The 25,006-nt window shown below is 42.6% G+C and carries 24 protein-coding genes and 2 pseudogenes; 2 read left to right on the top strand and 24 right to left on the bottom strand.

Features of this window, described 5'->3' with window-relative positions:
• Nucleotides 1–8 precede the first annotated feature (8 nt).
• The 16 genes and pseudogenes from KFE17_08790 to KFE17_08865 all read right to left on the bottom strand — a co-directional run bounded on the left by KFE17_08790 (nt 9) and on the right by KFE17_08865 (nt 13,191).
• Complete coding sequence (locus KFE17_08790) at nt 9–224, bottom strand: Maff2 family protein (GenBank protein QUO30998.1); 216 nt, start codon at nt 222–224, stop codon at nt 9–11.
• Nucleotides 225–469: 245 nt separating this feature from the next.
• Nucleotides 470–2,314, bottom strand: a complete 1,845-nt coding sequence (locus KFE17_08795) for a type IV secretory system conjugative DNA transfer family protein (protein ID QUO30999.1) — start codon at nt 2,312–2,314, stop codon at nt 470–472.
• Entirely contained in the window at nt 2,311–2,781 is a 471-nt protein-coding gene (locus KFE17_08800; GenBank protein ID QUO31000.1) for a PcfB family protein, read from the bottom strand. The genes KFE17_08795 and KFE17_08800 overlap by 4 nt, the downstream gene beginning before the upstream one ends.
• Before the next feature lie 51 nt (nt 2,782–2,832).
• The gene (locus KFE17_08805; protein ID QUO31001.1) at nt 2,833–3,648 is read right to left on the bottom strand and encodes a hypothetical protein; all 816 of its coding nucleotides are present in this window, start codon (nt 3,646–3,648) and stop codon (nt 2,833–2,835) included.
• Between the two features lie 17 nt (nt 3,649–3,665).
• Nucleotides 3,666–4,082 carry a DUF3846 domain-containing protein gene (locus tag KFE17_08810; protein ID QUO31002.1) on the bottom strand — a complete coding sequence of 139 codons (417 nt, stop codon included), beginning with the start codon at nt 4,080–4,082 and terminating at the stop codon, nt 3,666–3,668.
• Nucleotides 4,079–4,909 carry a hypothetical protein gene (locus tag KFE17_08815; protein ID QUO31003.1) on the bottom strand — a complete coding sequence of 277 codons (831 nt, stop codon included), beginning with the start codon at nt 4,907–4,909 and terminating at the stop codon, nt 4,079–4,081. The genes KFE17_08810 and KFE17_08815 overlap by 4 nt, the downstream gene beginning before the upstream one ends.
• A gap of 18 nt (nt 4,910–4,927) precedes the next feature.
• On the bottom strand, nt 4,928–6,958 hold the full coding sequence (locus KFE17_08820; GenBank protein ID QUO31004.1) for a hypothetical protein: 2,031 nt from the start codon (nt 6,956–6,958) through the stop codon (nt 4,928–4,930).
• Between the two features lie 30 nt (nt 6,959–6,988).
• Nucleotides 6,989–7,891 (bottom strand): hypothetical protein, encoded by a 903-nt coding sequence (locus KFE17_08825; protein QUO31005.1) that lies wholly within the window; start codon nt 7,889–7,891, stop codon nt 6,989–6,991.
• Between the two features lie 31 nt (nt 7,892–7,922).
• A complete protein-coding gene (locus KFE17_08830) occupies nt 7,923–8,693 on the bottom strand; it encodes a hypothetical protein (GenBank protein QUO31006.1) in 771 nt (256 codons plus the stop codon).
• A gap of 3 nt (nt 8,694–8,696) precedes the next feature.
• Complete coding sequence (locus KFE17_08835) at nt 8,697–8,978, bottom strand: XRE family transcriptional regulator (protein ID QUO31007.1); 282 nt, start codon at nt 8,976–8,978, stop codon at nt 8,697–8,699.
• A 32-nt stretch (nt 8,979–9,010) separates the two neighbouring features.
• Complete coding sequence (locus KFE17_08840) at nt 9,011–9,235, bottom strand: hypothetical protein (GenBank protein QUO31008.1); 225 nt, start codon at nt 9,233–9,235, stop codon at nt 9,011–9,013.
• 13 nt (nt 9,236–9,248) lie between these two features.
• Nucleotides 9,249–10,229 carry a toprim domain-containing protein gene (locus tag KFE17_08845; GenBank protein ID QUO31009.1) on the bottom strand — a complete coding sequence of 327 codons (981 nt, stop codon included), beginning with the start codon at nt 10,227–10,229 and terminating at the stop codon, nt 9,249–9,251.
• Nucleotides 10,230–10,306: 77 nt separating this feature from the next.
• Nucleotides 10,307–11,179, bottom strand: a complete 873-nt coding sequence (locus tag KFE17_08850; protein QUO31010.1) for a helix-turn-helix domain-containing protein — start codon at nt 11,177–11,179, stop codon at nt 10,307–10,309.
• 29 nt (nt 11,180–11,208) lie between these two features.
• Nucleotides 11,209–11,730 carry an addiction module toxin RelE gene (locus tag KFE17_08855; GenBank protein QUO31011.1) on the bottom strand — a complete coding sequence of 174 codons (522 nt, stop codon included), beginning with the start codon at nt 11,728–11,730 and terminating at the stop codon, nt 11,209–11,211.
• 151 nt (nt 11,731–11,881) lie between these two features.
• Nucleotides 11,882–12,568 (bottom strand): annotated as a pseudogene (locus KFE17_08860) (Fic family protein).
• 293 nt (nt 12,569–12,861) lie between these two features.
• Complete coding sequence (locus KFE17_08865; GenBank protein QUO33674.1) at nt 12,862–13,191, bottom strand: TnpV protein; 330 nt, start codon at nt 13,189–13,191, stop codon at nt 12,862–12,864.
• A gap of 419 nt (nt 13,192–13,610) precedes the next feature.
• Here KFE17_08865 and KFE17_08870 point away from each other — a divergent pair.
• Nucleotides 13,611–13,724, top strand: a pseudogene (locus KFE17_08870) (helix-turn-helix domain-containing protein).
• Between the two features lie 395 nt (nt 13,725–14,119).
• Here KFE17_08870 and KFE17_08875 read toward each other — a convergent pair.
• The 7 genes from KFE17_08875 to KFE17_08905 form a co-directional block, all read right to left on the bottom strand.
• Nucleotides 14,120–14,323: a helix-turn-helix domain-containing protein gene (locus KFE17_08875; GenBank protein QUO31012.1), complete on the bottom strand. Its 204-nt coding sequence runs from the start codon at nt 14,321–14,323 to the stop codon at nt 14,120–14,122.
• On the bottom strand, nt 14,313–14,618 hold the full coding sequence (locus KFE17_08880; protein ID QUO33675.1) for a sigma-70 family RNA polymerase sigma factor: 306 nt from the start codon (nt 14,616–14,618) through the stop codon (nt 14,313–14,315). Before KFE17_08880 ends, KFE17_08875 begins: the two co-directional genes overlap by 11 nt.
• A 408-nt stretch (nt 14,619–15,026) precedes the next feature.
• Entirely contained in the window at nt 15,027–15,431 is a 405-nt protein-coding gene (mutT, locus tag KFE17_08885) for an 8-oxo-dGTP diphosphatase MutT (GenBank protein QUO31013.1), read from the bottom strand.
• A gap of 25 nt (nt 15,432–15,456) precedes the next feature.
• Complete coding sequence (locus tag KFE17_08890; GenBank protein ID QUO31014.1) at nt 15,457–18,414, bottom strand: DEAD/DEAH box helicase; 2,958 nt, start codon at nt 18,412–18,414, stop codon at nt 15,457–15,459.
• 471 nt (nt 18,415–18,885) lie between these two features.
• Nucleotides 18,886–19,755 carry a YitT family protein gene (locus tag KFE17_08895; GenBank protein ID QUO33676.1) on the bottom strand — a complete coding sequence of 290 codons (870 nt, stop codon included), beginning with the start codon at nt 19,753–19,755 and terminating at the stop codon, nt 18,886–18,888.
• 182 nt (nt 19,756–19,937) lie between these two features.
• Nucleotides 19,938–20,495 carry a M48 family metallopeptidase gene (locus KFE17_08900; GenBank protein ID QUO31015.1) on the bottom strand — a complete coding sequence of 186 codons (558 nt, stop codon included), beginning with the start codon at nt 20,493–20,495 and terminating at the stop codon, nt 19,938–19,940.
• Between the two features lie 3 nt (nt 20,496–20,498).
• Nucleotides 20,499–22,034, bottom strand: a complete 1,536-nt coding sequence (locus KFE17_08905; GenBank protein ID QUO31016.1) for a hypothetical protein — start codon at nt 22,032–22,034, stop codon at nt 20,499–20,501.
• Nucleotides 22,035–22,255: 221 nt separating this feature from the next.
• Between KFE17_08905 and KFE17_08910 the strand changes: the two genes are divergently transcribed.
• On the top strand, nt 22,256–23,569 hold the full coding sequence (locus KFE17_08910; GenBank protein ID QUO31017.1) for a Na+/H+ antiporter NhaC family protein: 1,314 nt from the start codon (nt 22,256–22,258) through the stop codon (nt 23,567–23,569).
• Nucleotides 23,570–23,744: 175 nt separating this feature from the next.
• On the opposite strand, the gene iadA is transcribed toward KFE17_08910, so the two are convergent.
• Nucleotides 23,745–24,914 (bottom strand): beta-aspartyl-peptidase, encoded by a 1,170-nt coding sequence (gene iadA / locus KFE17_08915; GenBank protein QUO31018.1) that lies wholly within the window; start codon nt 24,912–24,914, stop codon nt 23,745–23,747.
• Nucleotides 24,915–25,006 lie beyond the last annotated feature (92 nt).

Genomic DNA, 25,006 nt, shown 5'->3' on the forward strand with positions numbered 1-25,006 from the left:
ATCAGCCCTTAACCGAACAGGCCGGAAAGCAGCGGAATCAGCGTTGCACCAACCAGAGCGATACCTCCGCCTGCCATAAGCTGCTTGATCCCCTGGGATTTTGCACCTGGGTTATCATTTCCGTAACCTTCGAGAAGGTTTACAACACCCCATGCGCCCAGACCTGCGCCCAGGGCGATCACAAGGATCTTCAAAGTATCAATCGCGCTTGCAAAAAATGCCATAATGTTCCTCCTTTAATTTCAGAAATTTTAATTTGTGATATGGCCGTATCAGGCCGGAAACAAAAAAAGTCGCCGCACTGTTTTTAGAAAAAAATCTGTTTCAAACAGCACGGCGGCATGGGGCAGGAAGAATCCTGCGGTTATTTACTTTTCAGGGAGAATCACGAATCCTCAAAAAATCCTCCTTTCATCGTGACAAAAACAAAGCCTGCCGGGGCATCATGCTTTGACAGGCAGGAACAACTCTATAAAGTCTGGGAAGCCAGATCTTCGGCTGTGACTTCATAATTGCGGTATCGTTCACCGGGACGCATCGGCATCCGGGTAGAAAGAAACTTTTCGATATTAAAAGCGTTCTTCTCATTAAAATCGGAAAGCAGTTTGTAATTTGGGTGTTTGGTTATATCGTATTTCCGGGAGAGGAACGGCCGCACACCCCTGATCTGCAGCAGACATTTGCCCCCGTCCATAACTGCCAGTTCATCCACCGACATCAGATCCTTTCCCAGCTTTTGAAAATTTTGTCCGTGGGATTCCTGATTGCCCTTTGTGACACTGGTGTTATACAGGTCGATGGTCTCTTTCCCCAATAGGGAGTTCCAGCTTTTTAAGGTGGTTTCTTCTTTGCCTCCTAAGAAAAGAGAGGCGTCACAGTTACCGATGACGGTGTCCATGTTGTCTTTATACAGGGCTTTGAGCTGGCTTTGCGCCTGCAGCACCAGGCAGGCAGAGATCTCACGGCTTCGGATGGTCGCCATAAGACGCTCCAGGTTCGGGATCTGCCCGATATTTGCCGCCTCGTCGATCAGGCAGCGTACATGGATGGGAAGCCTTCCGCCATATATATCATCTGCCCGTTCGCACAAGCGGTTAAACAAAATGGAATAGATCAGACTGATCAAAAATGCAAAGGTCCCGTCCGTATCACTCATAATAAGGAAAAGAGCAGTCCGTTCATCCCCCAGCATATCCAGATCCAGTTCGTCATACATGGTAATTTCCCTGACTTCTTTAATGTCAAAAGGAGCCAGTCTGGAAGCACAGGAAATAAGGATCGACTTTGCTGTTTTTCCGGCAGCGAGCTTATATTTCTTATATTGACGCAGGGCAAAATGATCCGGGTCTTTTTGTTCCAGCGCGTCAAAGAGAAGGTCAACGGCATTTTTGAACGATTCATCATCCTCACGGACCTCCATTGCGTTCAGCATTTCTACCAGTGTGGCAAAATTCTGTTCGTTTGCCGGGGCTTCATAGTAGATATATCCGATCAGTGCCGTATAGAGCAGGGTTTCTGCTTTGACCCAGAAATCGTCTCCGGCTTTTCCTTCGCCTTTGGTATTGGAGATCAGAGTCGTGACGATTTTCAAAATATCTTTCTCGGAATGAATGTAGGCGAATGGGTTAAAGTGCATACTTTTCTGAAAATTGATCGTATTGAATACCCGTATTTTATAGGGCTCATAGATGATCTTTCCTTTTTCATTCCGCACAGGCTTTCCGTCCTTGTCCAGCTTTGGCGTGCCTCGCTGTAACATCTTTCCGCATTCCACAAGGACTGTACCTTTCGGATCGGTGACGACGTAGGAACTGTGCATTTGCATCAGATTGGGCTTGATGAAAAAGCGCGTTTTTCCAGAACCTGATCCTCCGACTACCAGTACATTTTTATTTCTTGCATTGGCCGGATTTTTGGGCCTTCCGTTTAACATCAGTCCTTCACTTTGGGTAAGAATGATATTGTTTTCCGGCTTTGGGTCCATAAACGGGGCAATATCGGCTTTATTTCCCCAACGAGCTGAACCGTATTCCACATTTTTGCGGTATTTCTTAGCGTCTTTCCCTCTAAGATAGACTGCCAGCCGCATAATGGCTGCACCGCATAAACCGATCAGCCAGTCCATTGCCGCCCCCGGCCACATACTCTGAAACGCAAGGGCAAAGCCTTCGGACAGTCCTAACAGCTTTTGGGAAGCGTCCGCTCCGGGAGCCAGACGCACCGCCTCGCCCAGCTTGGCAAATACCAGAAGGAACAGAACATAAGGCAGATGGAGAATGACCTGTTTTTTCATTGTTTCTGCATCGATCTTCATCGTTCCGGTCCTCCGTGTTCTTTGTTCTTTACACGGTCACGGCCAAGCGACTGCGCCAGTTCTTTGAACTTATGAAGCTGTGTAAGCAGCGACGGTCTGGTGCTGCGTGTAAGGTCTTTCTTTGTATATTCCTTAAATGCTGCCGTCAGTGCATCCGCCTGGTTTGCCTTGAAATATACCGTCCATTTTGGGGGATCGGTCCCAAGTTCCTTTTCTATATGGTAGCGTACCTGATGTTTCCTGACATACCGTTCAAAAGAGCGGATTCGTCCTGAAACTTCAATGGTATTAGCTCCGGGGTCTTTATAAGTCAGCCGCTTCATACTGTTGCGTCCGACTCTTGGCATTGTACGTTCCTGTTCCATCTTTTGGAGTACCGCAGCAATAGCCGCACGCAGTACCCGCCCTGACAGTTTTGCTGCCTGTATAGAAACAGAAACCGTTCGTTGTTCGAGATCTTCCTGCAAGAGCATCCTCCTTTCTGATAAAATCGGTATTTATAATATGGAAATAACTTTTTACCGGCTTTCCCCAAGAACCTGCTGTCGGGAAGCGTGTTCAAAGGCTTTTGCTGCCTGATCGACCTGAATTTTAGCGTGTTTCAAAAGCGTCTTGATGATCGTAGCCGGGCGTTCCTGTTCCTCCAGATGATCGACCATCCCTTTGCACTCATCCGGGAGGTATTCAGCCATATCTTTCAACACATCGGAAAAGTTACCCATAAAGCCCCAGCAGCTATCCGACAGCTCCCCGTTTTTATAAAGCTCAAACCCATAACATTCGCCGCGCAGATAGGAATCGTAAGCAGCGACTTCGCTGCGCATCAGTGCGTCTGCTTTCTGACGGATAGCACCGGTCATCTTGTCAGCGTCAAATTCCTTTAGGGCATATTCTTTGGAAACATAGATCCAGCCGACCTGTCCGCTGTCACATTCTGCATGAGGAGCCCTGCCTGAGAAACTTTCTGTACTCATGGCAAGACCGGAGTGGTCGTAGAGATAGAGGGGGAGCATCAGATACTTTTCCGAAATTACTTTCTGCATTGCTTCATCGATCGCCCGTTCCTCTGTCTTTGGTCCATGCCGGAAACGGCTGCTTACAATGTTTACCATCCGTTCATAGCGTTTCATGCCAGCTTCATCATGTCCTACGGTATCTAAATACATTTCCCGCAGGAAGTCGTCTTTGTCCATATAGTTGTGATGGTCGCCCAGCGCATAGCGGGGATGGAAGCATACCATCGTCCCAAAATGTTCATCTACCTCACGGGGAGAGATCAGAATATCGTCCGGCTGCACCATAAGGGCATAAGGTTCATTTACTGCCATTAACATAATTGGCTCCTTTCTTTCTACAAATCCGGGCCGGAATGGTGCATCATCGGTTTTTCCCGGTGTTCATTGGTTGCAGGCTGCTTGACTGCAATGATCTCGCCGGCAATCCTTGCAAATTTTTCAGGGTACTTGAACTGCTCCCCGTATTTCTCCATCAAGTCCGGGGAAAGGTCTGTAAAATCTTCCTCACCAAGACCAACGATCAGAAAATTCCCGGACACAATATCATAGATGTGGCCGTCATCGTCAAAGAGAGCTCGGTTCAGAGGCAGCCCCATCAGCTTGCCTTCTTCATTACAGATCAGAGCCACCGGGTCCTCATACGGATAGACCGCTTGAATATCTCCGCCCACTGCCGCCTGCAAGGATTTCAGACCACTTTCGATCTCCGCAGCATAAGGGGACTTGCCCGGCTCTACCATTAACACTTTCATAATTGTATATCCTCCTTCTTTTTCATTGCCGTACCGGGAGCGGTTGGCGTTTTTTCCTGAGTTTTTGCCACAGAGAGCTTCCCCAGGACGGAAGGCTTCTCCCGGTTTTTGGGTGTAAAAATACCGCCCTCCGAAACCTCGGCGGCGGCATGTTCCGTTTTGGCCTGTTCCAGTCCTTCAACCGTATAGCCAGGTAAAAGAGTGCCGTGAACCATAAAATGGTGCTCATATTCTTTCGGGATCGGCGGGGAAATTTCCGTGAATAAATGGGAATAGGCTTTCTTTCGCCCGTCCAGATATTTTATGGCTGCGTTCTTATCTGTATATCGTTTCTGGTTTTGTCCGGCAATCTTTGCTCCATATCCCTGCTTCGGGGAATGAATACGGACTTCCCATGTCACATACCAGGCAATCGGAACACTCTGTTTGGTTTCCCGGTCATATTTCGTATCTTCCCAAATACTGCAGGTCATCTGATAGACCCGGTTGCTGATTTTCTGATCTGCCCTCCAGTTATCGGTGTCTTTCCACTGGTTGCCTGTATGTTCGATCTCCGGTGTACGAAGATATTCCAAAGCCCGGTTGATCGTCTGTGTTGCCGCTGCCTGCTGTTCCCACTGTTTTGCGGCAGCCACCACGATTTCATAGGCTTTCTGCTCCCCGTCGATACTTCCCTGGCGCATGGCTTCCAGGCTATCTGTTCCCATTGTGATCAGTGTAGAAATATCCACATTTTCACAAACTACGCTGTGCTCAATTTTAAGCTCTGATCCCGGCGTCAAGTGGTCGCCATACCGGTAGGCATGGTAATCCCTGTTTTCTTCCAAAATGCTGTTCACCTCCTGCTATATTTCCGGCTCATGGTTTTTTCTGGAAACCGTCTGTGCCGGTGATTTTTTATCTGCCGGTCTGTTTGCCGCAAGCTGATCCATCACGGAAGGACGGCCGACGCCGAACATGGATAGCTGACCGTCCGCTGCCTCACGAAGTTCAGAAACAGAGAGGGGAAACGTTACATCGGCATGGGTCAATAGCTGTTCCCGTTTCAAATCCTGAATGATCTCGTCAAAAACAGCGTTGATCGCACGGCGTTCTTCCCCCACAGGGAAGGCTTTCAATACCTCCATTTCTCCGTCTTTACCGGAAACCAGGGTAAGGGCACAGTCGGCATGGCCTGCCAGATAATCCGATGTGTAGGGCAGTTTGTCCTTGATATAACAGGCAAAGGCTCTGGCTGTCATTTCCACATTGCTGTCCCAATAACCGCCGTCTTTTTCACATTCTTTTCCCATGCGTACCGAATTACGGTAAAAATCAGTTTCCGTCCGTCCAATCTGCGGAGCTTCCTGCGCCTGCATCCCGGAAAGCATACGCTCAAAAATTTCCAGCCGTTCCCGTTCACTTTTGGGAATTACCCGGCCGGTAACATTCTTCTTAAATGCGCTGATCTGTTCCACAGAGCCGGGTTCGCCGGACAAAAATGCTTCCCGCAAGACTGCGTAGGTTTCCATCTGTTCCTTATTGCCATACCGTTTCAGAGAGGCAAGAACCGAGGAATCCAGCCAGCTTGCCGCATTTTTCCGGGTGCGTTCTGTTTGTGCTTCCGTGCGCTTTGCTGCCTGTTCCGGTGTTTCCGGTTTATACTTCATGGTGTCAATGAGTTTTTGGAACGGCGCATAGAGGCGGGGCTGTTCTGACAGCATCCCTTTTGTGCCCATCTTTGTACCAAGATAATCGTCAAGTCCATGCCACCATTCATGTGCCAGGGAACCGGCCCCGTGCATTTTCGTAAGATTGATGACTGTACGCAAAGGTTCATAATGAGCCGCAGCATTGCCGCTGCCTCTTGCACCAAAAGCGATAGCAAGCGTACCCTGATAAGCAATATCTTTATCGCTGATCTTAAGGGCTGACGCCAGATCCTTTAGTGCTTCAAATCCCATGTTAAGGGAGGTCTGACGGTCGTTCTGGTTCATCCAGTTTCCAAACTCGCCGCCGCGGAACCCAAATGTATCAAGATAATGCTGTCCGGTGATCTCCACACCATTCCGGTAATCCGGCCCAGTACGTTTGACATGGGCGAGCTGGGGAGGGACAAACCGGATCTTTCCGTTTTTGTTCCTGCCTTTGGCAAGTTCCTGCACCCATTTCAGGGCAGCTTCTTTGGTCTCAAAATTGGTCCGCAGGATCGAATAGCCTTTTGTCACATAGTAGGTACCGGGGTTCCAGTCCTCATTTTTAGAATAGGTATGTTTCCCGTCGTTGAAGTGGATCGCATAACCTTTCGGTATTTTCTGCTCTTTGTAAACACAAAACTGTTCCTTTTTTGCTTTCTGAGTAAAGTTGCGCTCAAAATATTCAGCCGAGCGAATCAGCATGGTATTGGACAATTTGTTTGTGATCACGGGATTGTCCTGACCCTTTTTCGTTGCCCGGTAGTGGATTCCGCTTCCCCAGCCCCAGCCCTGTACTTTTTCTAAATATCCATTGTCAACGAAAAAGCGGTCATAGGCTTTCGCAGCATCCTCCACAGTACGGACATCTGAAAGCACTGTCTGCAATTCCCGGACTGTTTTTATATATTCCTTTTGTCTCGCGGTCCGTTTTTCCGGGGTGTCATCCGTGCGGTAATACTGAGGGGAAGCGTTTAAGCCGTCCCTCGCTTTTTTGATAAAATAGACCACGCCAAGAGGAATCCCTTCCTCCAGCATGACTGCATAGTCCGGCTTTTTCCAGACATTATCCTTTTTCACAAATTTTTCGGCTTCGCGCTCATTCATGGCTTCCAGATCATCCGCATACAGCCCGCGGTCTTTCCACAGGTCTTTTTTCGCACCGCCGATCTTTTCACCGAAATCTTCATGCACTCCTGCCAATCTTCATCACCTCCAGTCAGTGTAAAATTCTTATCGTTCCGGGGCAGGGCGGCGTTCTTCGTCTTTGTGAAGTTGTGGGAGGTTTCCTGTGAGCCGGTCGGTTTCCCTGCGGATCAGTTTGTCCAAAGCGCCTAAATCCTTCGGTGCAATGGCAAACTCCCGGTAATTTTCATACCACAAGCCCGTAGAGACTGCTGCGATGGGCGCAATTTTCTCCGAACCGGCTGGAAGAAGCCGATACACAGGGGCTTCGTCATAAAGAAGCATCTGTTTTGCCGTTCCCTGTGGTATGCGGTACTTATCCATATCCGGGTTCTGGGCTGCCTCCATATATTGCATATTCAGGCGTTCTTCTAAATCCTGGGGCATATAACGAAATGCCTGATCCATCCACTGTCTGAACATCGTGGAATAGTGGTACTGCCATTCCGTAACTTGATTCGTGGCATAAGAAAATCCCCAGCTTTTCAGAGCATCTTTTTCGTAAAGCTCCATTTCAGTCCATTCTTTCAGGCTGACCGTGGCCGCTGAACCATCTTTGCGTTCGATATTGACGCCGCAAGGATAGAGGATATTTCTTTTTATATCCTGCCGTAGCGTGTCTAAATCCATCATCAGGACATCCCCGTACAAGTGACCGCCCTCGCTGCGATCCGTATGAAACAGGAAAGCCCTCGCTCCGATGAACTCCGTTGTTGAGATCATTTGATGAAGGTCCGCCGTAGAACAATAAGCAAACAAGGTGTCGGAAAGCCACATGTGATTTTTCCCCATGATAGCAATGGAATCAGCCCCGGTATTTGTCACCAGAGAACGCATATTAAATTCGCATTCCCTAAGAAAATCTCCGGCAAAAATATGGAGCTCATACGCAAAGACGGATAAGTCTGTATCACGGATCAAATGAATCTGCGGTAGTGGTTCCTGATTCAATCAAATTCCTCCTTTCATGTGAACCTGACAATTACCGGCTTTCCTTATCATGGGAAGGTGCCGGCTGCTTTTTTGCCGGTTCCGTTTTTGCTACCTGTTCCCGCATTGCTTCCAAAACAGAAGGGCGCCTTTCCGTAGTCTGTTCCAACCGGGCAAGGGTATTAAGTGCCCACTCCGCATTACGGTTAATGGAGGATATAAGGGCGCCCTCCACTTTGAAAGCACCTTTGAACACTCTGGCAATCTTCCCATTTTCTTTTGCGTCTGTCTCCGCAGGTTTTCCTTGAAGGGTACGGCCCATATTTTTGAAATGCCGCCCCATTTCGTGGTATTCCGTACTGAAAGCATCAATTCTGGCAACAGCCCTGTTGCTGGCCTGCATACTTTTTTCTGCTGCACTTTGAATGGACTCCAACACCGGTCTGACATGTAAAAACTGTGTGATCCCATTCAAAGCGACAGTACCGCGTTCCCTGAAATCGGCAAGGATATTCCTGCACCCGTTTATGATCTGGCCTTTGAGTTCGGAAAGACGGTGACGCATAACGGAAATATTCGCCTCCATAGCTGTATAGCTCTTTTGGAGAGCATCTTTCAGAGAATGGTTCTGTAATCCCTGCATTTCCTGACGCACTGCCTTTAATTCCTCGGTTGCCTCCAAAAGACGCTGCTCCATCCCGGTCACATGCTCGATCAGCTTGGAAAATTCTTCATATCCCGGTGTGTTGTTGTCTTTTAGGAGAGCAAGCAGTTCTTTGACCTGCTCATTTTCCGCAATCGGCTGGCTATCTGTCTCCGTCATTCATCAATCCCTCCCATCTGCCGGTAGCGGCCCGCCGGCAATCTTGCCGACAATCTCCGGACCGGTTTCATAAATCTGCATGAGGCGTTTTGCTGTGCCGCAGGGCTGTGCAGCTCCGCTGGTCCAAAGACGCACTGTGGATGGGGCAACATTCATCAAAAGCGCAAAGCCCTTTTCGTTCATGTCCAGCTTTTTCATCAGCGATTTAACCATATCGGGGCTGTAGTCTGGACACCGGGAAGCCTCGGCAATCATCTGCAAAGCGGTATTTTCAATTTTTTTCATTTTCAAATCCTCCTGTTATTTGTTTTCCAGCCTTATGCCGGGGCAAAGCTGATCTGGTTGTGTTTCATCCTTTTGGCAAAGTCCGGCAGCGAATAATTTACCCCGTCAATTTCTGCATGGGTATCATCCAGACGATGGCAAACAGCAAAGTGTCTGTCCCCGTTTCCATAGAACAGACAAAGTAAACCATTGTCAGGAATGGAAAACAGCGCTTTTCCGGCACTGTCTGTAAAGCAGATCTGTTGAGATCCATTCATGTTGAAATCCTCCCTAAATTGAAACAGCCGCCTCTTTTGGGCGGCGTTGGTGCTGGCTGGTTTGCAGTTGTTCCCGAACCTGCAGCAATTTCTCATTGTAATCTTTTCCCATCCGGGGAGGGTTGACACTTACCCGGATATGACGGAAACGTTTATCCTCGTGGAGCATGGTCTTGATTTTCCGAGCATTGACAAATCCGGCAAGGTCGCGGTCCATATAAAGGGTAACACGCCGGATCTCCGGGTGGCGTTCCAGGAAAGAAGTCAGCGCCACATGGGAAGTACCTCCCAAAGACAAGCGATAACCATTCCATTTCCATCCCTCCAACTCTTGAAGTGTTGCATGGGAAAGCGCATCAATAGGAGCTTCAAAAACTGCCACATGCCGGCTGCCCGGACTTTGCGGGGGATAACAAAAGTTATATCCTTTGTCGCTGCCATAGACATCCTTTTTGAGATTGCCGCCGATACTGCGCATACAGGCGAACTTCGCTTTCCCGGAATCATCTTTCCCTACAAACACACAAACCGGTTCTCCATGATACCGGGCTTCGTAAAAAATCCCGGCTTGTAAACACTGGCGAATGACTTCTGAGCTGATCCCCCGTTTCTGCAAATAGGAGACCGCAGCGGTCGCGCAACGTCTGGCCCAGGGGAGAGAGAATGCTTTCTTTTCCGGCTCCTTTGATACCTGTATTTCTGCCGTACTTCGGTAGGCCGGTTCCTGCCGGATTTCTCCACCTACCAGAGCATGAACCGCATCCACAAGACCATATCCCCGAATCTGGATCAGGTAGTCCAGCGCATTGATACTCCGTCCACGGCTGTTCCAGTACCAGTACCTTTTCCCGGTCACATATACCAGACTGTCATGCTCCTTATGCCGGAAATTAGGTCCATCCCGTTTCAGCACGCCGGGTTCATGGAATTGCAGGTAAGTAAACAAGTCAGCTTCCCGCGCTGCCTGAATCTGTTCTTTGGTTACGCCGGGCATAGTACCGGCACAGTGTTTCTTTTCATTGTGCTTTGCCTCCTTCCTGTGATGAAATGAAAAAAGACACCCAAAGGTGTCTAACAGCCGTACAGGTCGTGATTGACCTCGGCACGGTAATAGCTGTCCATTGTAGCCGGGGCATTATACAGCGCCGCCAACAGGTAGGCTTTGATGTTTCCAACCTTCGTCGTGTTCTTGTCGATACAGTCAAAGACATACTCTAAGTGACCGGAATTGATCTTCAGGAACCGGCTCTTGACGATCTCCCTCGGAAAATCATCTCCGGCAATGCGAATGTAAGGGCGTTTAGACAAAATCACTTCAAGCATAAGTTCAAGGGCTTCGTCCAGACGTTCCCTGCCATACCGTAAGACCAGTAAGTCATATTCGATATTTTCTTTGATGATTTCACGATAGGCTTCTATCAGCTCTATCCGATCCATCCCATCCGTGCGGCTTGCCGCTTCCGGCTCTGCTGGATAGATTGATGGATAAGTTATTGATTTATCTTTTTTTGATTTTTTTGTTTTTAATGGATTAGTATTTAATTGTGCCGGATTTTCCTGTTCAGGTTCCGCCTGTTTAGGTTTTGCCTGTTCAGGTTTTACCTGTCTTGGATTTTCCCGTTTAGGTGAAAGCCCTGTGTTTTCGGTACTTACAGGCTGCTCATGGATCGTATATTCAATGTCTCCCAACTGCCCGTTATCATAGCGGAGGCGCTGTCTGGTGAGATAACCATGCCGCTCCAGTTCCTTCAGGGCAGTAGTGATAGAATCCACACCATCCTTGCAGATATGGGCGAGTCCCTTTGTGGTATAATCCCAATCTTCCGGCAGCGACAACATAAGTGATAAAAGCCCCTTTGCCTTTAAGGACAACTCCGTATTGCGCAGATGGTGATTGCTCATTATCGTAAAGTCCTTTGTTTTCTCTACACGGAATACTGCCATTGTATCGCCTCCTTTCTTCGACTATTCCGTTACAAGACATGATCCCTGTGGTCATAATGGAGATGGCCGCCAGAGACCTTCGCATGGTTTTTCAGTTTCACTTCGCCCCGTTCCTGACTCTCTAAAAATTTCTGATAGCCGGTATCTGTAAGGAACAAGCGCATCTTATCGCCTTTGTCGCCAACAGGGGAATCGTAAGACAATACATCAAAAACGATCATGTGCCTTACCTCCGGGTCAAAGCGTTCAAGCGCCATGATGTCATGCCCCTTCAATTTTTCTGCACCTGATTGCTGTCTGGCCTCGGCGATCTTTTCTCCAATCGTCCGGGCTGGATAGGGCAGACGGTAATTCTTCTGAATATCTTTTACCAAGTCCATGCACTCTGCATTTGACAGAACACGAAGTTTTGCCATAAGACCTTCTGCCGCCTCCCGCTGCTCGGAATTATTTGAATACCTCACGGTCATATAAAGTTCATTCAGGATCTTTGTCTGATAATCGCTCTCCACCTGAAAGAGCAGCTTTTTTTCCATTTCGTTTAATTCCATGGGGATCTCCTTTCTCTTGAAAATAGGTATGAAAAAAGGGCGCCCACCTATAAAAGTGAAACGCCCTTTGGCTTATACACTATTAAATTTTATATACAAAGCAAGTTTGCCGCTGTTATGCCACATTTTGCTGGTATCTCAATGTTACCTTTCCATCCTGGAACGGATGGATTCGTTCAAACTTCACATGGAAATCCAAAATATCTTCAAAAGTCTTTTCTTCTTTTCCATTGTACTCTGTCAACAGAACTTTCATTTTATCAGAAACTTCTTCCGGAAGTGCTGTTTCCATTCCGCCAACTTCGTTCGGCAATTTCTTGTAATCACCAACAACAAACCAATCTTTTCTGGAATCACTGGTTCCATTCTTCAGAATCAGATGTAGTTCTTTAATAAACTTTTCTGTTAAAGCCGCTTTTGCATTATCAATAATCATATCAACGCAACGGAAGTGATTTGCTGCTTCAATCACATCATCTACATTTAGCACTTCGTTTTCTACGCCTATGGTGTTGGTTTCAAAGATGTATCTGGTCTGGTCATGGGTCAGACGGCTGCCCTCAATATGATTGGAGTTGTATGTTAAATCAATCTGTGTCTTATGGTAAATGCCGCCGGAATACTTACTTGCTTTCTGCTCCTGCAGAATATCCAACAAAGTAACTGGCTGCTCTTTCTTTTTGTTTGAGCGCTCCGGTTTTTCTGCATTTTCAGGAATATTCCAAGTCTTGCCGGTAAGAAATGCACCTGGTACACGTCCCTGTGCACAATAATTTCTGACGCTGCGCTCTGAAACATTCCACTTTTTTGCTATTTCAGTAACTGAAAGGTATCGCATCTGCTCTCCTCCGTTATAATTCAAATCAAAATTTACACTTTATTATGATATAGTATATCACATTATCGGCAAATTATCAAATATTTATTTTTGCTTACATCCTATATTTTTGCCGTTTTCGGCATCATTTATCTTTAATTAAATCCCAAACTATCCTTGCAAATCAAAAATCTGTTTTACAAGGCATACTTTCCCTTTTTTGCTCATTTTTTAAGCAAAACCCTGTTATAAGTTTTATCGGCAATTTTGCCGATAAAGAAACCAGCCCGTTTCCGAGCTGGTTCCATTTCACATTATGTATAAATTACTTCCCTGACCACTATTTCCTCCGCCATTTCTTTCAGCAAATTCATGTGCCTTACCCAAGCCATAGCATCCGTTTCCTTATCCGGAGCCGGATTCTTTTCCAGCAATCCAGCCATAATGACTTCCACTCGTTTCTCTGCAATCTCCTGCACCTCATACAGATGCGGGAACAGCTGCTCAGTCAGCACCAGATCATCGAAAAATATAGGCTTCTGCTCCTGCAAAAACACTCTGCGCATCCTGCCGTACTTGTTTAAAATCTTGTTTTCCACTGGTTTTAATTCGATTGTTGGGATAAAGCAGTCTCCCACAGGCATACAGTTTTTCTGATTCATCATTGTATTTTCCTCCGTAAATCTTTATATTCTTACGGCGAAAATCAGTTCAAAACATGTATTTTTCATATCGGGGCTTTTAAAAAATTTGGCGTACAAAATGGCGTACTTGAGGGTGTTTGAGTACCGAAAAACGTTAGTTTTACGCTGATAAGGAAGTATTCACAACAACTTATCACTAACGCTGACAGACAGGGTGCAAACAGAGAGTTAATCACTTTCAATAGTGGGCGGCTCTCTGTTTTTCTATCTTCACTTTGTTACGCAATAGAACGTCATTTTTGAGGGTAGAAGTATAAAACTATCATCTGAGCATTTTTTACGTTCTGCAAGCCACATAAATCAAGCGTTTTTCCCCCTCTACTGCGTAACAAACCTGTAGTAATTGTCCGAGGGGGCATAGACCGCCTATCTTGGATTTTCCTGTGTTGGAAAAGCCTACGTTGGATTATCCAACATTGGAAAAACCTACGTTGGAAAATCCAACGCAATTAAATAAAGATATAAATAACTAAAGAAATACCAAATACGAATTTAATCAAATACCCATTCCCTTCCTATCCTTTCCCTAATCCCTCTCCTTGGGGGCAAGACAAAGCGGCAAAGCCGCCGGAATGAAAAAGAATGGAACGGAAACGGCAATATAAAAATATCGTTTGTTATGTTACGCAGTAGAACCTCATTTTTAAGGGTTGGAGTATAAAACCCTTACCCCTGCCCTTATCTTCTCTGTAATGCGCTTAAATCAAGCAAGAAGCACACTCTATCGCGTAACATTCCATACTGGATAGAGAGCGTAAGCAGTTTATCCGATTGCGCTCTCTTGGCTGCTCAACAGCAAAGACAGGGAAAGCCGTCAAGGACACGCAAGTGTGCATTTTATCCTTGACGGCTTTTTCTAACTTTGCTACTACCTGTCAAAACGGAATTGTAGGATAGCCTTGATAAGCTGTGCTTTCAGACGGTCTTGAATATCGTCGTTAATATGCCCGCGATAGGTAGACAGATATTTAATCCGCGCTGTGTAATGCCGCAGTACCGCGTCTATGGCTTCCGGCTCGCCGGCAACAGCTTTCTCAATGGTTTCAAAGGGTATCAGTTTCTTATTCCTCATGTTCAGTTTCCTCCAGTTCTTTTCTTAACTGCTTCAATGCCGCCAGTTTCCAGTAGTTGACTGTACTTCTGCTTCTTCCGTACTCATTCCCGATTTTTCTTTCGCTGTAACCTAGGAAGAAATTCATCAGCAGAACAGTGCGCCTTTGTTCTGGCAGATTAGCTAATGCGTCGGCTAACCGTTTACTTGTAACGACAACTTCTTTCCCTTGCACAACAAAAACAGTCGGCTTTTCATAAACATACTGCTCAAAATAGTTGTCGGTTGCAAACGGTTCAAAAGACCTTTCCGACATCAGATAGTCAAGTGATACTTCATGCTTCTGTTTCCGTCCCAAATCGCGGTACTGGTTCTAGCACCAAAGACAGATTTTACCATCAATGAATCCCTTCAGATAAAGAATAGTATCTTTGTAATCTGGCTCGAAATCCCTTTTGAAAATATCTGGTCTAAGCGACTCATACAAGTCATCGACGGTATTAGTCATCACAAAAAACTCATTCTTCACATCATCATTGCCGACAACAATATTGGCTAATCCTCGAAAAAAGACAAATTCTTAAAGGTATTACCATCTTTAACCACTTTGCTAAAATCTACATTATGACTTAGGCCGAATGCTTTTGTAAGATCAAGCATCGGTCAATTGGTCAGATAGTTTTCATTTCCATATATCTGCTTTTTAAAATCACCGTTTGTAATCTTAAACATCCTGCTCTTCCTTCAAATACTTTTCAATTTTTTCAATTAACTCCTGATCTGCTGGTAGCCACTCTACACTGTACAAATTATCTTTAGTCAGCCATGTAGCTGCTTCATGTTCTTTTAGAACCAAATCACCAGTTTTAATCTTACATATAAAACAATCCATTGATAAATGGAAATTAGGATAATCATATTCTACGGTATCCAGTAATTCAAGCACTTCTACTTCTGTGTCGAGTTCTTCTTTGATTTCTCTTATCAATGCTTCTTCTGGAGTCTCTCCAATATCAATTTTTCCCCCCGGGAATTCCCAACCATCTTTAAACTCACCATATCCACGTTGTGTTGCGAATACTTTTTTATTATCAATAATAATTGCTGCCACTACTCTAATTGTTTTCATGTTATCTCCCATTGTTTCTATTATCCTATCCGTTTATAATATATTCGTAAATGTCTTCTCTCACCGGAGTATCTAATTCCCATTCTATTTCTACTGCTGTTTTATCAGTATTGGGCATTATAATTTCTTTTACTGCTCCAGTTGACGTCATTCTTCCAAGATAATAGAATTCTTTTGAAATTTTATCATCTTTATTTTTTCTCACAAAAAGTTGTACGTCAATCCCACGTTCTTTTGCATTTAAGAAATTCTGTACATCTTCTGATTGAATACTACGTCCACTCTTAGAAATCGCAATTAGGCGATTGCAACTTGTAAAATGATCTTCGTATTTTGTTGTATCACTAATATCTTCCTGCTTATCATAGTTTATAAATACTGGAAATGTCTTTGTTTTCTTGTCATATTTATAACCACCGATATTCAATGGAACTTCGTTTCTTTCCCACTTTAACAAACGACAAGCATCTTCATAAGTATACTTCTGATATAAAACTAAATCCGTATCTTGATAACGCATACTGAAATTTTCTTTATAACGAGAAATGCCAAAGTCAATGAGTTCCTCTAGAATATTATAGAAATCTTCATTCTGTAACATTTCTGCAAATGACTTAGACACACCATAGTCTGAACCTTCTTTCTCCAAGAATACACACTGAGAATATGTTTTCTTAGCTGCATTTGTAGGAAATTCATTTGTCATCATATTTATAACATTCTCTGCACAATTATCATCCATAGAACAATTATAATTTTCATGCAACGATTTCTTTAAAAACGCCATGATTCCATGCTGATACTTAAGTAATCGTTTCAAAATTTCCAGTTCATGAATACGTTTTCCGCTAGCTAGTTTTTTAGAAACAAACTCAATTACTGTTTCTTCATCTTTCGATAGTCGGATTGTATATTCTTTTTCATATTTCACAAGGAACTTATAATAGGATCCCAAACTGTTATTGTCGAAAATTCTAAGTACATCCATCTCTCCATATTTATCAAAATCTGCAAGCGCTGGAATGTGTCCTAATTTATTTTTTAGGTTCGCATAATTCTCACGGATTAATTTAATATCACTGAAATTCGCATTATCAATCGCCTGGAAAATTCTCTTTCGAGAAATTTCATCAAAATGAATTGTGCTGGCACCTGGAATCACACGACCACCTTCCGTTACATAACGCCGAATATTATCCTTGTTGTAACTTCTATCTCCAGAAAGAGCGATTGGAATCATAAAGTTGTTACGATAATTTCCAATAAAATCAATGACAACTACATATTCTTTGCCGTCAGCTTTTCTAAGGCCACGACCTAACTGCTGAATAAAAATAATCGGAGATTCTGTCGGACGAAGCATAATGACTTGATTAATTTCAGGGACATCAACGCCTTCTGAAAAAATATCAACAGAAATGATATAATCCAATGCATCTTCAGCTTCATCACTAGCAAGTCGTTCAATGGCGGCTGCTCTCACAGTTTCCGAATCACTTCCACATAATACAAGTGTTCTCCAACCCTTTTCGTTAAATTTATTAGATAACTCTCTTGCCTCATCAATTCGACTGCAGAAAATCAAGCCTTTTACTCTGTCTCCACTATGACCAAAGAATTCTGCCTGTTTCATTACATTTAATACACGTTCATCCGATGTTAAATACCTGAAATTCTCAACCTTTTCTTCAGATGATTTACCAGCATCAGCAATAACTTCCAAATCAGTAATTCCAAAATAATGGAACGGACACAACAAATCCTCCTCCATTGCATTTTGCAAACGAATCTCATATGCAATCTGATGATTAAAGATCTCATAAATATTCCTGCCTTCTATATTATCATCACGTTTGTCCGGCGTTGCTGTCATACCCAACCATAATTTGGGCGTAAAATAATCCATAATTTTCTTATAACTATCCGCAGAACTATGATGCGCTTCATCAATAATAATTAGATCCCAATGTTCTTTTTTATATCTTCTCAGAGTATCTTCTTTGTTTAATGTCTGTACTGTTGCAAACACAAAGTCGGCATCATAGTCCTGATATTTACCAGTAACCATACCCATAGAAACTTTACCATCAAATACTTTTCGATAAGACTTCAATGCTTGTTTTGCAATCTGGTTACGATGAACTAAAAATAACACTTTCTTAAATTCCAGTTCTCTTGCTGCAAATGCAGAAGCATAGGTTTTACCAGTACCTGTCGCAGAAATCAACAACGCTCTATCTTCGCCAGATTCGTAAATCCTTCGAAGATTATTTATAAATCCCACTTGCATAGAATTTGGTTGCAGACGATATACATCAAAAGCTGGAACTTCCGCTTGTTTCGCAATTTCTTTCTGTCTCTGGATAATCTTATTCTTTGTATAAACATTCGTGTAAGCTTCAATGAACTGCTCGAACGATAAGGATTGCTGCGCATTCCATAACTGTTCGAATTCTGCTACAACATTCTGTGTATATTCACCTTGTTCTGTAGAAACAATCTTTGTATTCCATTCACGATTTGTTGTAAGCGCACTAAGAGTCATGTTAGAACTTCCAACAATAATGCGATACATTTCCTCTTTTTTGAAAATGTATCCTTTCGTATGAAATCCTTCTTTCGCATTCTCTGTTACATACATTTTCAATTCAATATTCTTAAAATTAGCAAGAATCCGAAGAGCCTTTGGATCACTGAAAGTCAAATAATCTGTTGTAAGTATTTTCCCTGGAATATTTCGCTGCTCTAACTCGCTTAGCGTTTGAAGAAGAGGTGTAATCCCTCCCATAGTAATAAATGCAACACTAATGGCAAATTCTTCGCATAACAAAAGCTCATCTTCAATAGATGAGATAACCTTTCGCCCTTCTTTGTAGTTGTTCGATACAAACTGTGGCTTATAGGCCAGATTTGATAAAGTATTTTGATTTATAAAAGCTGTTGTTAAGCCTTGTTTTAATTGAATAATTCTTTCATCCCTCATAATCCACATACACTCCATAAGTGTAATTTATATTTATCGACAAAGAACAGTATTGTCCTTATCAATTTCATCTTAGAAGCATCTCTTCTTTCAAGCCAAATGTTTGATTGACTCTTCTGTCTCTCCCTGCCTGATATATTTTTCAAGTTCAAACTGCTCTCTCCTATTTTCTGCGGAATCAATAAAATCATTACACATATCTTAGCACTTTACTAAGATATGCTCAATTGAATTTTGAAAATTGCAATATTCAATTTCAATATTATAGATTTTAAAAGGTACAACTCCACAAAATATGTTTTATCTTTCCAAACCCAAAACAGTTACTCCAAATTGGCATACTCTATGATTCGTTATAAAAAAATGATAGCTCTTGAACTGCACATCCAAAAGCTATCCCTTTACCTCATTTCTTCAAACGCTACATCTCCACCGTCCATCTCATACATAACCTTTTCCCCTTCCTCCCTGCTAATTCGCTTCTTCTCCAATCTGTACCATTTTAAACCCTTCGCCATGAACTTCATTGGATTCGAGTACAATTAAAAAGGAATCCGGATCTGCTTTCTTTACAACTTGCTGTACATGGAACATTTCTTTGTTGCTGCAGGCACACATCACTACCTGCTTTTCTTTTCTATGATATCCGCCCTGCGCATTTAAAATGGTAGCTCCTCGTTGACAACATTCATCTATCACTTCGCAAATCTTGTGGCCATGTTCTGTGACAATCAATGCGAGCTTTCCCGAGTTAATTCCATACATTAACTTGTCTACCGCAACAGCAAAAATGAAATTTACAACCATTCCATAAATGATACCGTCAATATCCCGGAATAGAATTCCACCGACTAAAATGATTCCGACATCAGACCAAAATGCAATTTTTCCAAGAGATAAATGTGGTTTGATTGCTTTCACTGCCATAATAATAAAGTCTGATCCACCGGTAGAAGAGTTTTTCGAATAAATCAATGCATATCCGATACCGCCAAATACACCTGTACAAAGAGCTGCTAATAATCTGTCCCCCTCATATACCGGAAATAGTGGTGCCACATAGTCAATCATCAACGAAGAAATCAACATACATCGCAGAGAACTGACAAAGAATTTTTTTCCGAGAAGTCGGTAACAAATAATCGCCAACGGGATATTTAGTGCAATCGTGGAAAGTCCAATCGGAACATTCAGCAGCCGATATAAGATAATTGAAATCCCTGAAAATCCTGTCATTGGAAATTTAGCCTGTACAGCAAAATTGTAAATTCCGGCTGCAATGAATACACTTCCTATAAATTCCCAAGTTAATTGCGTTGCAAATGTTTTTACTTTTTGCATAGAAAATTGCATAGAAAACTGCGTTTTCATAACTGTTATACCTCCATTTCATCAAAAAAAGAGCGAAAGCGCATTATACATAAATATAATGCGCTTTCGCTCTTAGATCACTAGACTAACATTATTTTACTCATTTTGTCAAGTACTATTTTCCTTCTGCATAATATCTGAATATCGAAATATCAGTATATTCTCCCTATAATTTCGTTTCCATGATCTTTCAGCCATTGTTTATGCTTCTTATAATCCGGCATTACCTGTTCGACTTGTGCCCAAAACTTTTTAGAATGATTCATCTCTATCAAATGACAAAGTTCATGAACAACAACATAATCCACTACTTCATCCGGTGCAAGCATAAGCAGACAGTTAAAATTCAAATTCTTTTTTGCACTGCAGCTTCCCCACCTCGTCTTTTGATTCCGAATTGTAATACGACCGTAGTTTACATTCATTACTCCCGCAAAATATTTTACCTTCACTGGAATGATCTTCAAAGCCAGATTTGTCAGCTTTTGAATCTCCTCTACAGAAAGTTTTTGAATGTCTTTCATTTCCCGTTGTCTATCTTCCGCTTTTTTCAGATGCTTTACGATCCAATCTTCCTTTTCTTTTATAAATCTATTTATCTCTGTATTTTGCATCTGATATGGTGCACGAACAAGGATGGTGGCATCTTGTCTGATTTCAATGGAAATCGACTTTCGATTGCTTCTGATCACATTCATATTATTTTTCATTTCTTAAATGTCACACCTCCTTGAAACTATATGGGGACATCTAATTTTCCCACTCACAAAATTGGCATATGCTTTATGTCTTGCGATACGATTTTCTCCAAAATCCACATCAATATCGCCGGCATTCTTATATGAAATAATCTTTCCTACAGTTCCATCGTTCATTTTCCTTATTTCACCGAGTCGTTCTTTCTCTTTTCTATTGCGTACCGGTGCTAATTTCGGATGTCCAATGACGCCTTTTTTGAAATCGTTATAGTTTCGATTTCTAATAATGATACCATCTTCAAAACGAACGTCAATATGATTGGCATCTCTGCAGGAAATAATTTCTGCAACAGCGCCTCTTTTTTGAAGTTGCCGTTCTCCTATATGATTTTTAATATAAGAAGACGGAAGACCGACCTTGCCACATTCAAAATTTTCCCATTTCACATGGTACACTTTTTCTCCGTTATCAAATTCTACTGTATTATTCTTCCATCCCCGATATTCAATTACTGTAGCTATATGTCCGTTGTTCATGATTTTACTTTGGTAAAGCCTCTGCTCTTTTTTTGCTGCGCTAGTTGCATTTGGATGGGCTATACTCCCCTCTTTAAAACTTCCATAGCATTTGTTATAAGCAATGGCACCGTCTTCAAATTTCACATCAATATCCTGACATGATCTCATCGCAATGATGGTTCCAACCATTCCATTTGACATCACATTTTGCTCAAACAGATGAAGATTGCTTCTTTTCCTCTTTCGTATAAATTTTTTAATTTCTTCTATATCTTTTTGAAAATCAATTTTCTTTTCATCTTCGTTTAGTATATGGCATACAAATTGTTGTAAGGCTCGTTCCAGTGATTTTGAAAATGCTTTCGTCTCTTCAAGAATACAGCAATTTCCAGTAATATCAGAGCATTTCGGTTCCCGGAAACGATATAATGTAATTCCTAAATTCATCAATAACATATTTTTTTCCAAATCATTTTCACTGGTTTTATGTACATATTCCCCGTCATATTCTACTGCTATTTTGTGTTCCGGATCATATAAATCCAGTTCTTTTCCGTTCAATCCCATTTCAAAAGACTCTGTGGATTTTTGCGGAATTTTATGAAATCCAAAAGGTTCCAGATAAAATGCCAGCGTCAGCTCATTGATAGAGATTTGCGTCCCTTTTAATATTGGGTGTGCAACATTTCCGTTTTTAAAATCACGCCCTGAAACATGACTCGCAATTTCTCCATCCTCAAATCGGATATCCATATCATGACAATTTCTGTAAAGATCTACAACCGCTGTCATTCCATTGTTCATTCGCAGTTTTGTTCCAACACGCCCGGAGGTTCGCACTTTATGAAACATATATTGGTAATTAAATTTTTCATGTTCAAAATAGTGCCAGTTTGTTAGTTTGCGCTGTAATCCATTTTCGAATTCAATCATAAAGTTTTCACAAGAATAATACTCGATTACTTTTGCTTTTTTCCCATCTCTTGAAGTTTTTTCCATTCCAATTCTTTCTGACTTTTTATTTTGACCCATTTGAAAAAGTCCTCACTTCCTACGCAAATCAATTACTTTTCTCAAAAAGTTACAACATCTGCCTCTGTTTACATTACTTCCATTCTAATCTTTTTCTGTCCGGCATTATATATTTTCACTATATGTTTATTATATCTCATAGTTGTTTCTACCGATAAAATAATGTATAGTAGTGGTTAATGTGTTTTACGCAAATGAAAATAAGAAAGAGGAATATACAAATGAAAAAAAGTAATCCAATTGCTTTGCTGCCAATCGGAGTATTTCTGGTCTTATATCTTGGTCTGGGAATTCTGTTTGAGTATGTCATGAAAATCCCGATGGGGTTTTATAACATTCCGATTATCATTGCCTTTTTGGCAGCAATTTTAGTTGCATGTTTGCAGAACCGCAGTGTATCATTTGATGAAAAATTAAGTCTGATGGCACAGGGGCTTGCTGACAAAAATATTATTACTATGCTTTTGATCTTTTTAACAGCGGGTACTTTCGTTGGTGTTGTTGGAAGAAGCAGCGCTGAAAGTGTTGCATATTTTATGCTTGGATTAATTCCGGCACGATATGCTGTGGCAGTTCTTTTTGTTGTAGCCTGCTTCGTATCAACTGCAATGGGAACCTCCGTCGGAACGATTACATTACTAACACCGATTGCAGTTGCGGTTTCAACTGCTTCCGGATTTGATATGCCACTCTGTATTGGTTCTGTCATGGGCGGCGCAATGTTCGGGGATAATCTTTCCTTTATTTCTGATACAACGATTGCGGCCTGCAACGGTCAGGGCTGTGCAATGAAGGACAAGTTCCGTGAAAACTTTGGAATTGCCTTTCCTGCAGCTTTAGCCACCTTAGCGCTGATTCTTGTTTTATCTTTTAAAACGGAACTAAACGGAGCGGTTATCGAATCTTATCATTTGATCCAGATTATTCCATATATTCTTGTACTAATTGGCGGCATTGCCGGCATTAACGTATTCGTTGTTCTTTTGGTCGGTATTATTTCCGGAGCAGCCATTATGCTTGGTACAGGTCAGACAGCTGCAACAGATCTTCTTGCAAATATGGGTTCCGGGGCAGCGGGAATGTTTGAAACATCCATGGTAGCAATCCTTGTGGCAGCAATGTGTGCCCTTATTCGTGAATATGGTGGATTTGAAGCATTATTATCTGCCATTCGCAGTATCTTTAAAGGAAAACGCGGCGGCCAGCTCGGTATGGGGCTTTTAGTCGGTGCAATGGATGTTGCAACTGCAAACAATACGGTTGCAATCGTTATGGCCAACCCGATTGCCAAAGAAATGTCCAAAGAGTATGATATCACTCCGCGTAAGGCTGCCTCTCTTTTAGATACATTTTCCTGCATTTCACAAGGTATCATCCCTTACGGCGCCCAAATGCTCGTTGCAATTTCTGCCGCTGCTGAATTAGGATATGAAATATCAGCTTTTGACATTATCCCAAATCTCTTCTACCCTGGATTCTTATTGATCAGTTCACTGATTTTTATTTTCCTATTACCGCAGAGAAACACAAAATAATATCCGCTTTGATACATTAGAAATGTAAAGGCGCTGCTGAACAAAACTCTGTACCGATTCCCAAAAGTTAGACAAAAAATTTCTAACGATTGGAAGTTCGGTACAATTCAGTAGCGCCTTTTATAGATGCTTCGTCATCAGTTCCAACGATTGCAATAGAAAAGTTTCTCACACGCTATTCAAATGTACCTTTTACAAGGATTTCTTTTCCTGACATCATTTGCTGTCCTCTTGCAAATACCGTATCAATCTCCAGTGTGTCCTGATCTGCCAAAACAAGATCTGCATCCATTCCCTCTGCAATGCTTCCTTTTTGAGAAAGACACAAAATTCTTGCCGGATTTGAAGTTACAACCTTTAAAGCCTTTTCCAGATTAATTCCTTCCTGTAATACAGCATCTTTCATTTCACGGTAAAGAGAAGTAATCGATCCTACACCCAATCCTGCAAAAGAACCGTCCGGTGCAAAAACCGGAAGACTTCCCTGTGCATCTGAAGAAAATGTGATTTTATCACAAGAAACGCCTGCCTCTAACGCTTCTTTCAGTCCCTTACTTGCTTTCACTTCATCTGTCGTTGTATGTTCTACATCGAAACTTGTGGTAAGATCAATATAACCACCATATGTTTTGGCATAATCGATTCCTTCTGTCATCATTTCACGACTGCGATTCACATGAGTTGGAAGCATATTAGATACCGGAATTTCTGTATTCTCAAGAATATGGCGGAGTAATTCCATTTTTCTCTTTCCGCTTCCCATGTGGATATCTACTACACCGGCTTTTGCCGAAAGAATTCCCCCTACTCTTGTCTCTGAAACAATTTTTTCAAATTCTTCCTTTGTCGGCTGTGATGAACGATGGTCCGAAACGGCAATCTCTCCTGTTCCAATAATCCGATCAAACAAAATAATGTCATTCATGATACTTCCGGTAATGGTTCGCACCGGTACCTGATAAGAACCTGTATAAACAAAGGTTGTAATTCCTTCCTCCTCAAGACCTTTCGCTTTCGCCAAAAGATTTTCCATAGTTCTCGTACAGCCATCTGTTCCGAGGCAGCCTACCACCGTTGTTACACCGCCCTCGATGATATTGGAAAGCATAATTTCAGGTGTCCTTGTCTTAGCGCCGCCTTCTCCTCCTCCGCCGAGGATATGTACATGACTGTCAATGAGCCCCGGCATCAGAACCTTTCCCGCTCCGTCGATCACTTCCACACCATAAGATATTTCTGCCGGAAGATCTGTTCCTATTTTCAATATTTTTTCTCCGCCTAACAAAATGTCCTTCTTTCCGAGATATTCCGGCGCATAAACCTCTGCATTTTTAATTAAATACATGAAAACATCCTCTTTTCTTTTTCTTAGTATGATTTGTGAATCCTCTGTTTTCTATCATACACTATTTTCTAAAATAGTTCATCCATATTTCG

Source organism: Faecalicatena sp. Marseille-Q4148, from assembly GCA_018228665.1.
Classification (GTDB): Bacteria; Bacillota; Clostridia; order Lachnospirales; family Lachnospiraceae; genus UBA9414.

Coding starts and splice junctions, on each gene's coding strand:
- KFE17_08905 (QUO31016.1), bottom strand. CDS start 22,034: ATGGGTCAAAATAAAAAGTCAGAAAGAATTGGAATGGAAAAAACTTCA.
- KFE17_08910 (QUO31017.1), top strand. CDS start 22,256: ATGAAAAAAAGTAATCCAATTGCTTTGCTGCCAATCGGAGTATTTCTG.
- KFE17_08890 (QUO31014.1), bottom strand. CDS start 18,414: ATGAGGGATGAAAGAATTATTCAATTAAAACAAGGCTTAACAACAGCT.
- KFE17_08805 (QUO31001.1), bottom strand. CDS start 3,648: ATGTTAATGGCAGTAAATGAACCTTATGCCCTTATGGTGCAGCCGGAC.
- KFE17_08835 (QUO31007.1), bottom strand. CDS start 8,978: ATGAAAAAAATTGAAAATACCGCTTTGCAGATGATTGCCGAGGCTTCC.
- mutT (QUO31013.1), bottom strand. CDS start 15,431: ATGAAAACAATTAGAGTAGTGGCAGCAATTATTATTGATAATAAAAAA.
- KFE17_08795 (QUO30999.1), bottom strand. CDS start 2,314: ATGAAGATCGATGCAGAAACAATGAAAAAACAGGTCATTCTCCATCTG.
- KFE17_08840 (QUO31008.1), bottom strand. CDS start 9,235: ATGAATGGATCTCAACAGATCTGCTTTACAGACAGTGCCGGAAAAGCG.
- KFE17_08880 (QUO33675.1), bottom strand. CDS start 14,618: ATGTCGGAAAGGTCTTTTGAACCGTTTGCAACCGACAACTATTTTGAG.
- KFE17_08850 (QUO31010.1), bottom strand. CDS start 11,179: ATGGCAGTATTCCGTGTAGAGAAAACAAAGGACTTTACGATAATGAGC.
- KFE17_08895 (QUO33676.1), bottom strand. CDS start 19,755: ATGCAAAAAGTAAAAACATTTGCAACGCAATTAACTTGGGAATTTATA.
- KFE17_08875 (QUO31012.1), bottom strand. CDS start 14,323: ATGAGGAATAAGAAACTGATACCCTTTGAAACCATTGAGAAAGCTGTT.
- KFE17_08900 (QUO31015.1), bottom strand. CDS start 20,495: ATGAAAAATAATATGAATGTGATCAGAAGCAATCGAAAGTCGATTTCC.
- KFE17_08845 (QUO31009.1), bottom strand. CDS start 10,229: ATGCCCGGCGTAACCAAAGAACAGATTCAGGCAGCGCGGGAAGCTGAC.
- KFE17_08790 (QUO30998.1), bottom strand. CDS start 224: ATGGCATTTTTTGCAAGCGCGATTGATACTTTGAAGATCCTTGTGATC.
- KFE17_08830 (QUO31006.1), bottom strand. CDS start 8,693: ATGACGGAGACAGATAGCCAGCCGATTGCGGAAAATGAGCAGGTCAAA.
- KFE17_08865 (QUO33674.1), bottom strand. CDS start 13,191: ATGCCTGTGGGAGACTGCTTTATCCCAACAATCGAATTAAAACCAGTG.
- KFE17_08855 (QUO31011.1), bottom strand. CDS start 11,730: ATGGAATTAAACGAAATGGAAAAAAAGCTGCTCTTTCAGGTGGAGAGC.
- iadA (QUO31018.1), bottom strand. CDS start 24,914: ATGTATTTAATTAAAAATGCAGAGGTTTATGCGCCGGAATATCTCGGA.
- KFE17_08810 (QUO31002.1), bottom strand. CDS start 4,082: ATGAAAGTGTTAATGGTAGAGCCGGGCAAGTCCCCTTATGCTGCGGAG.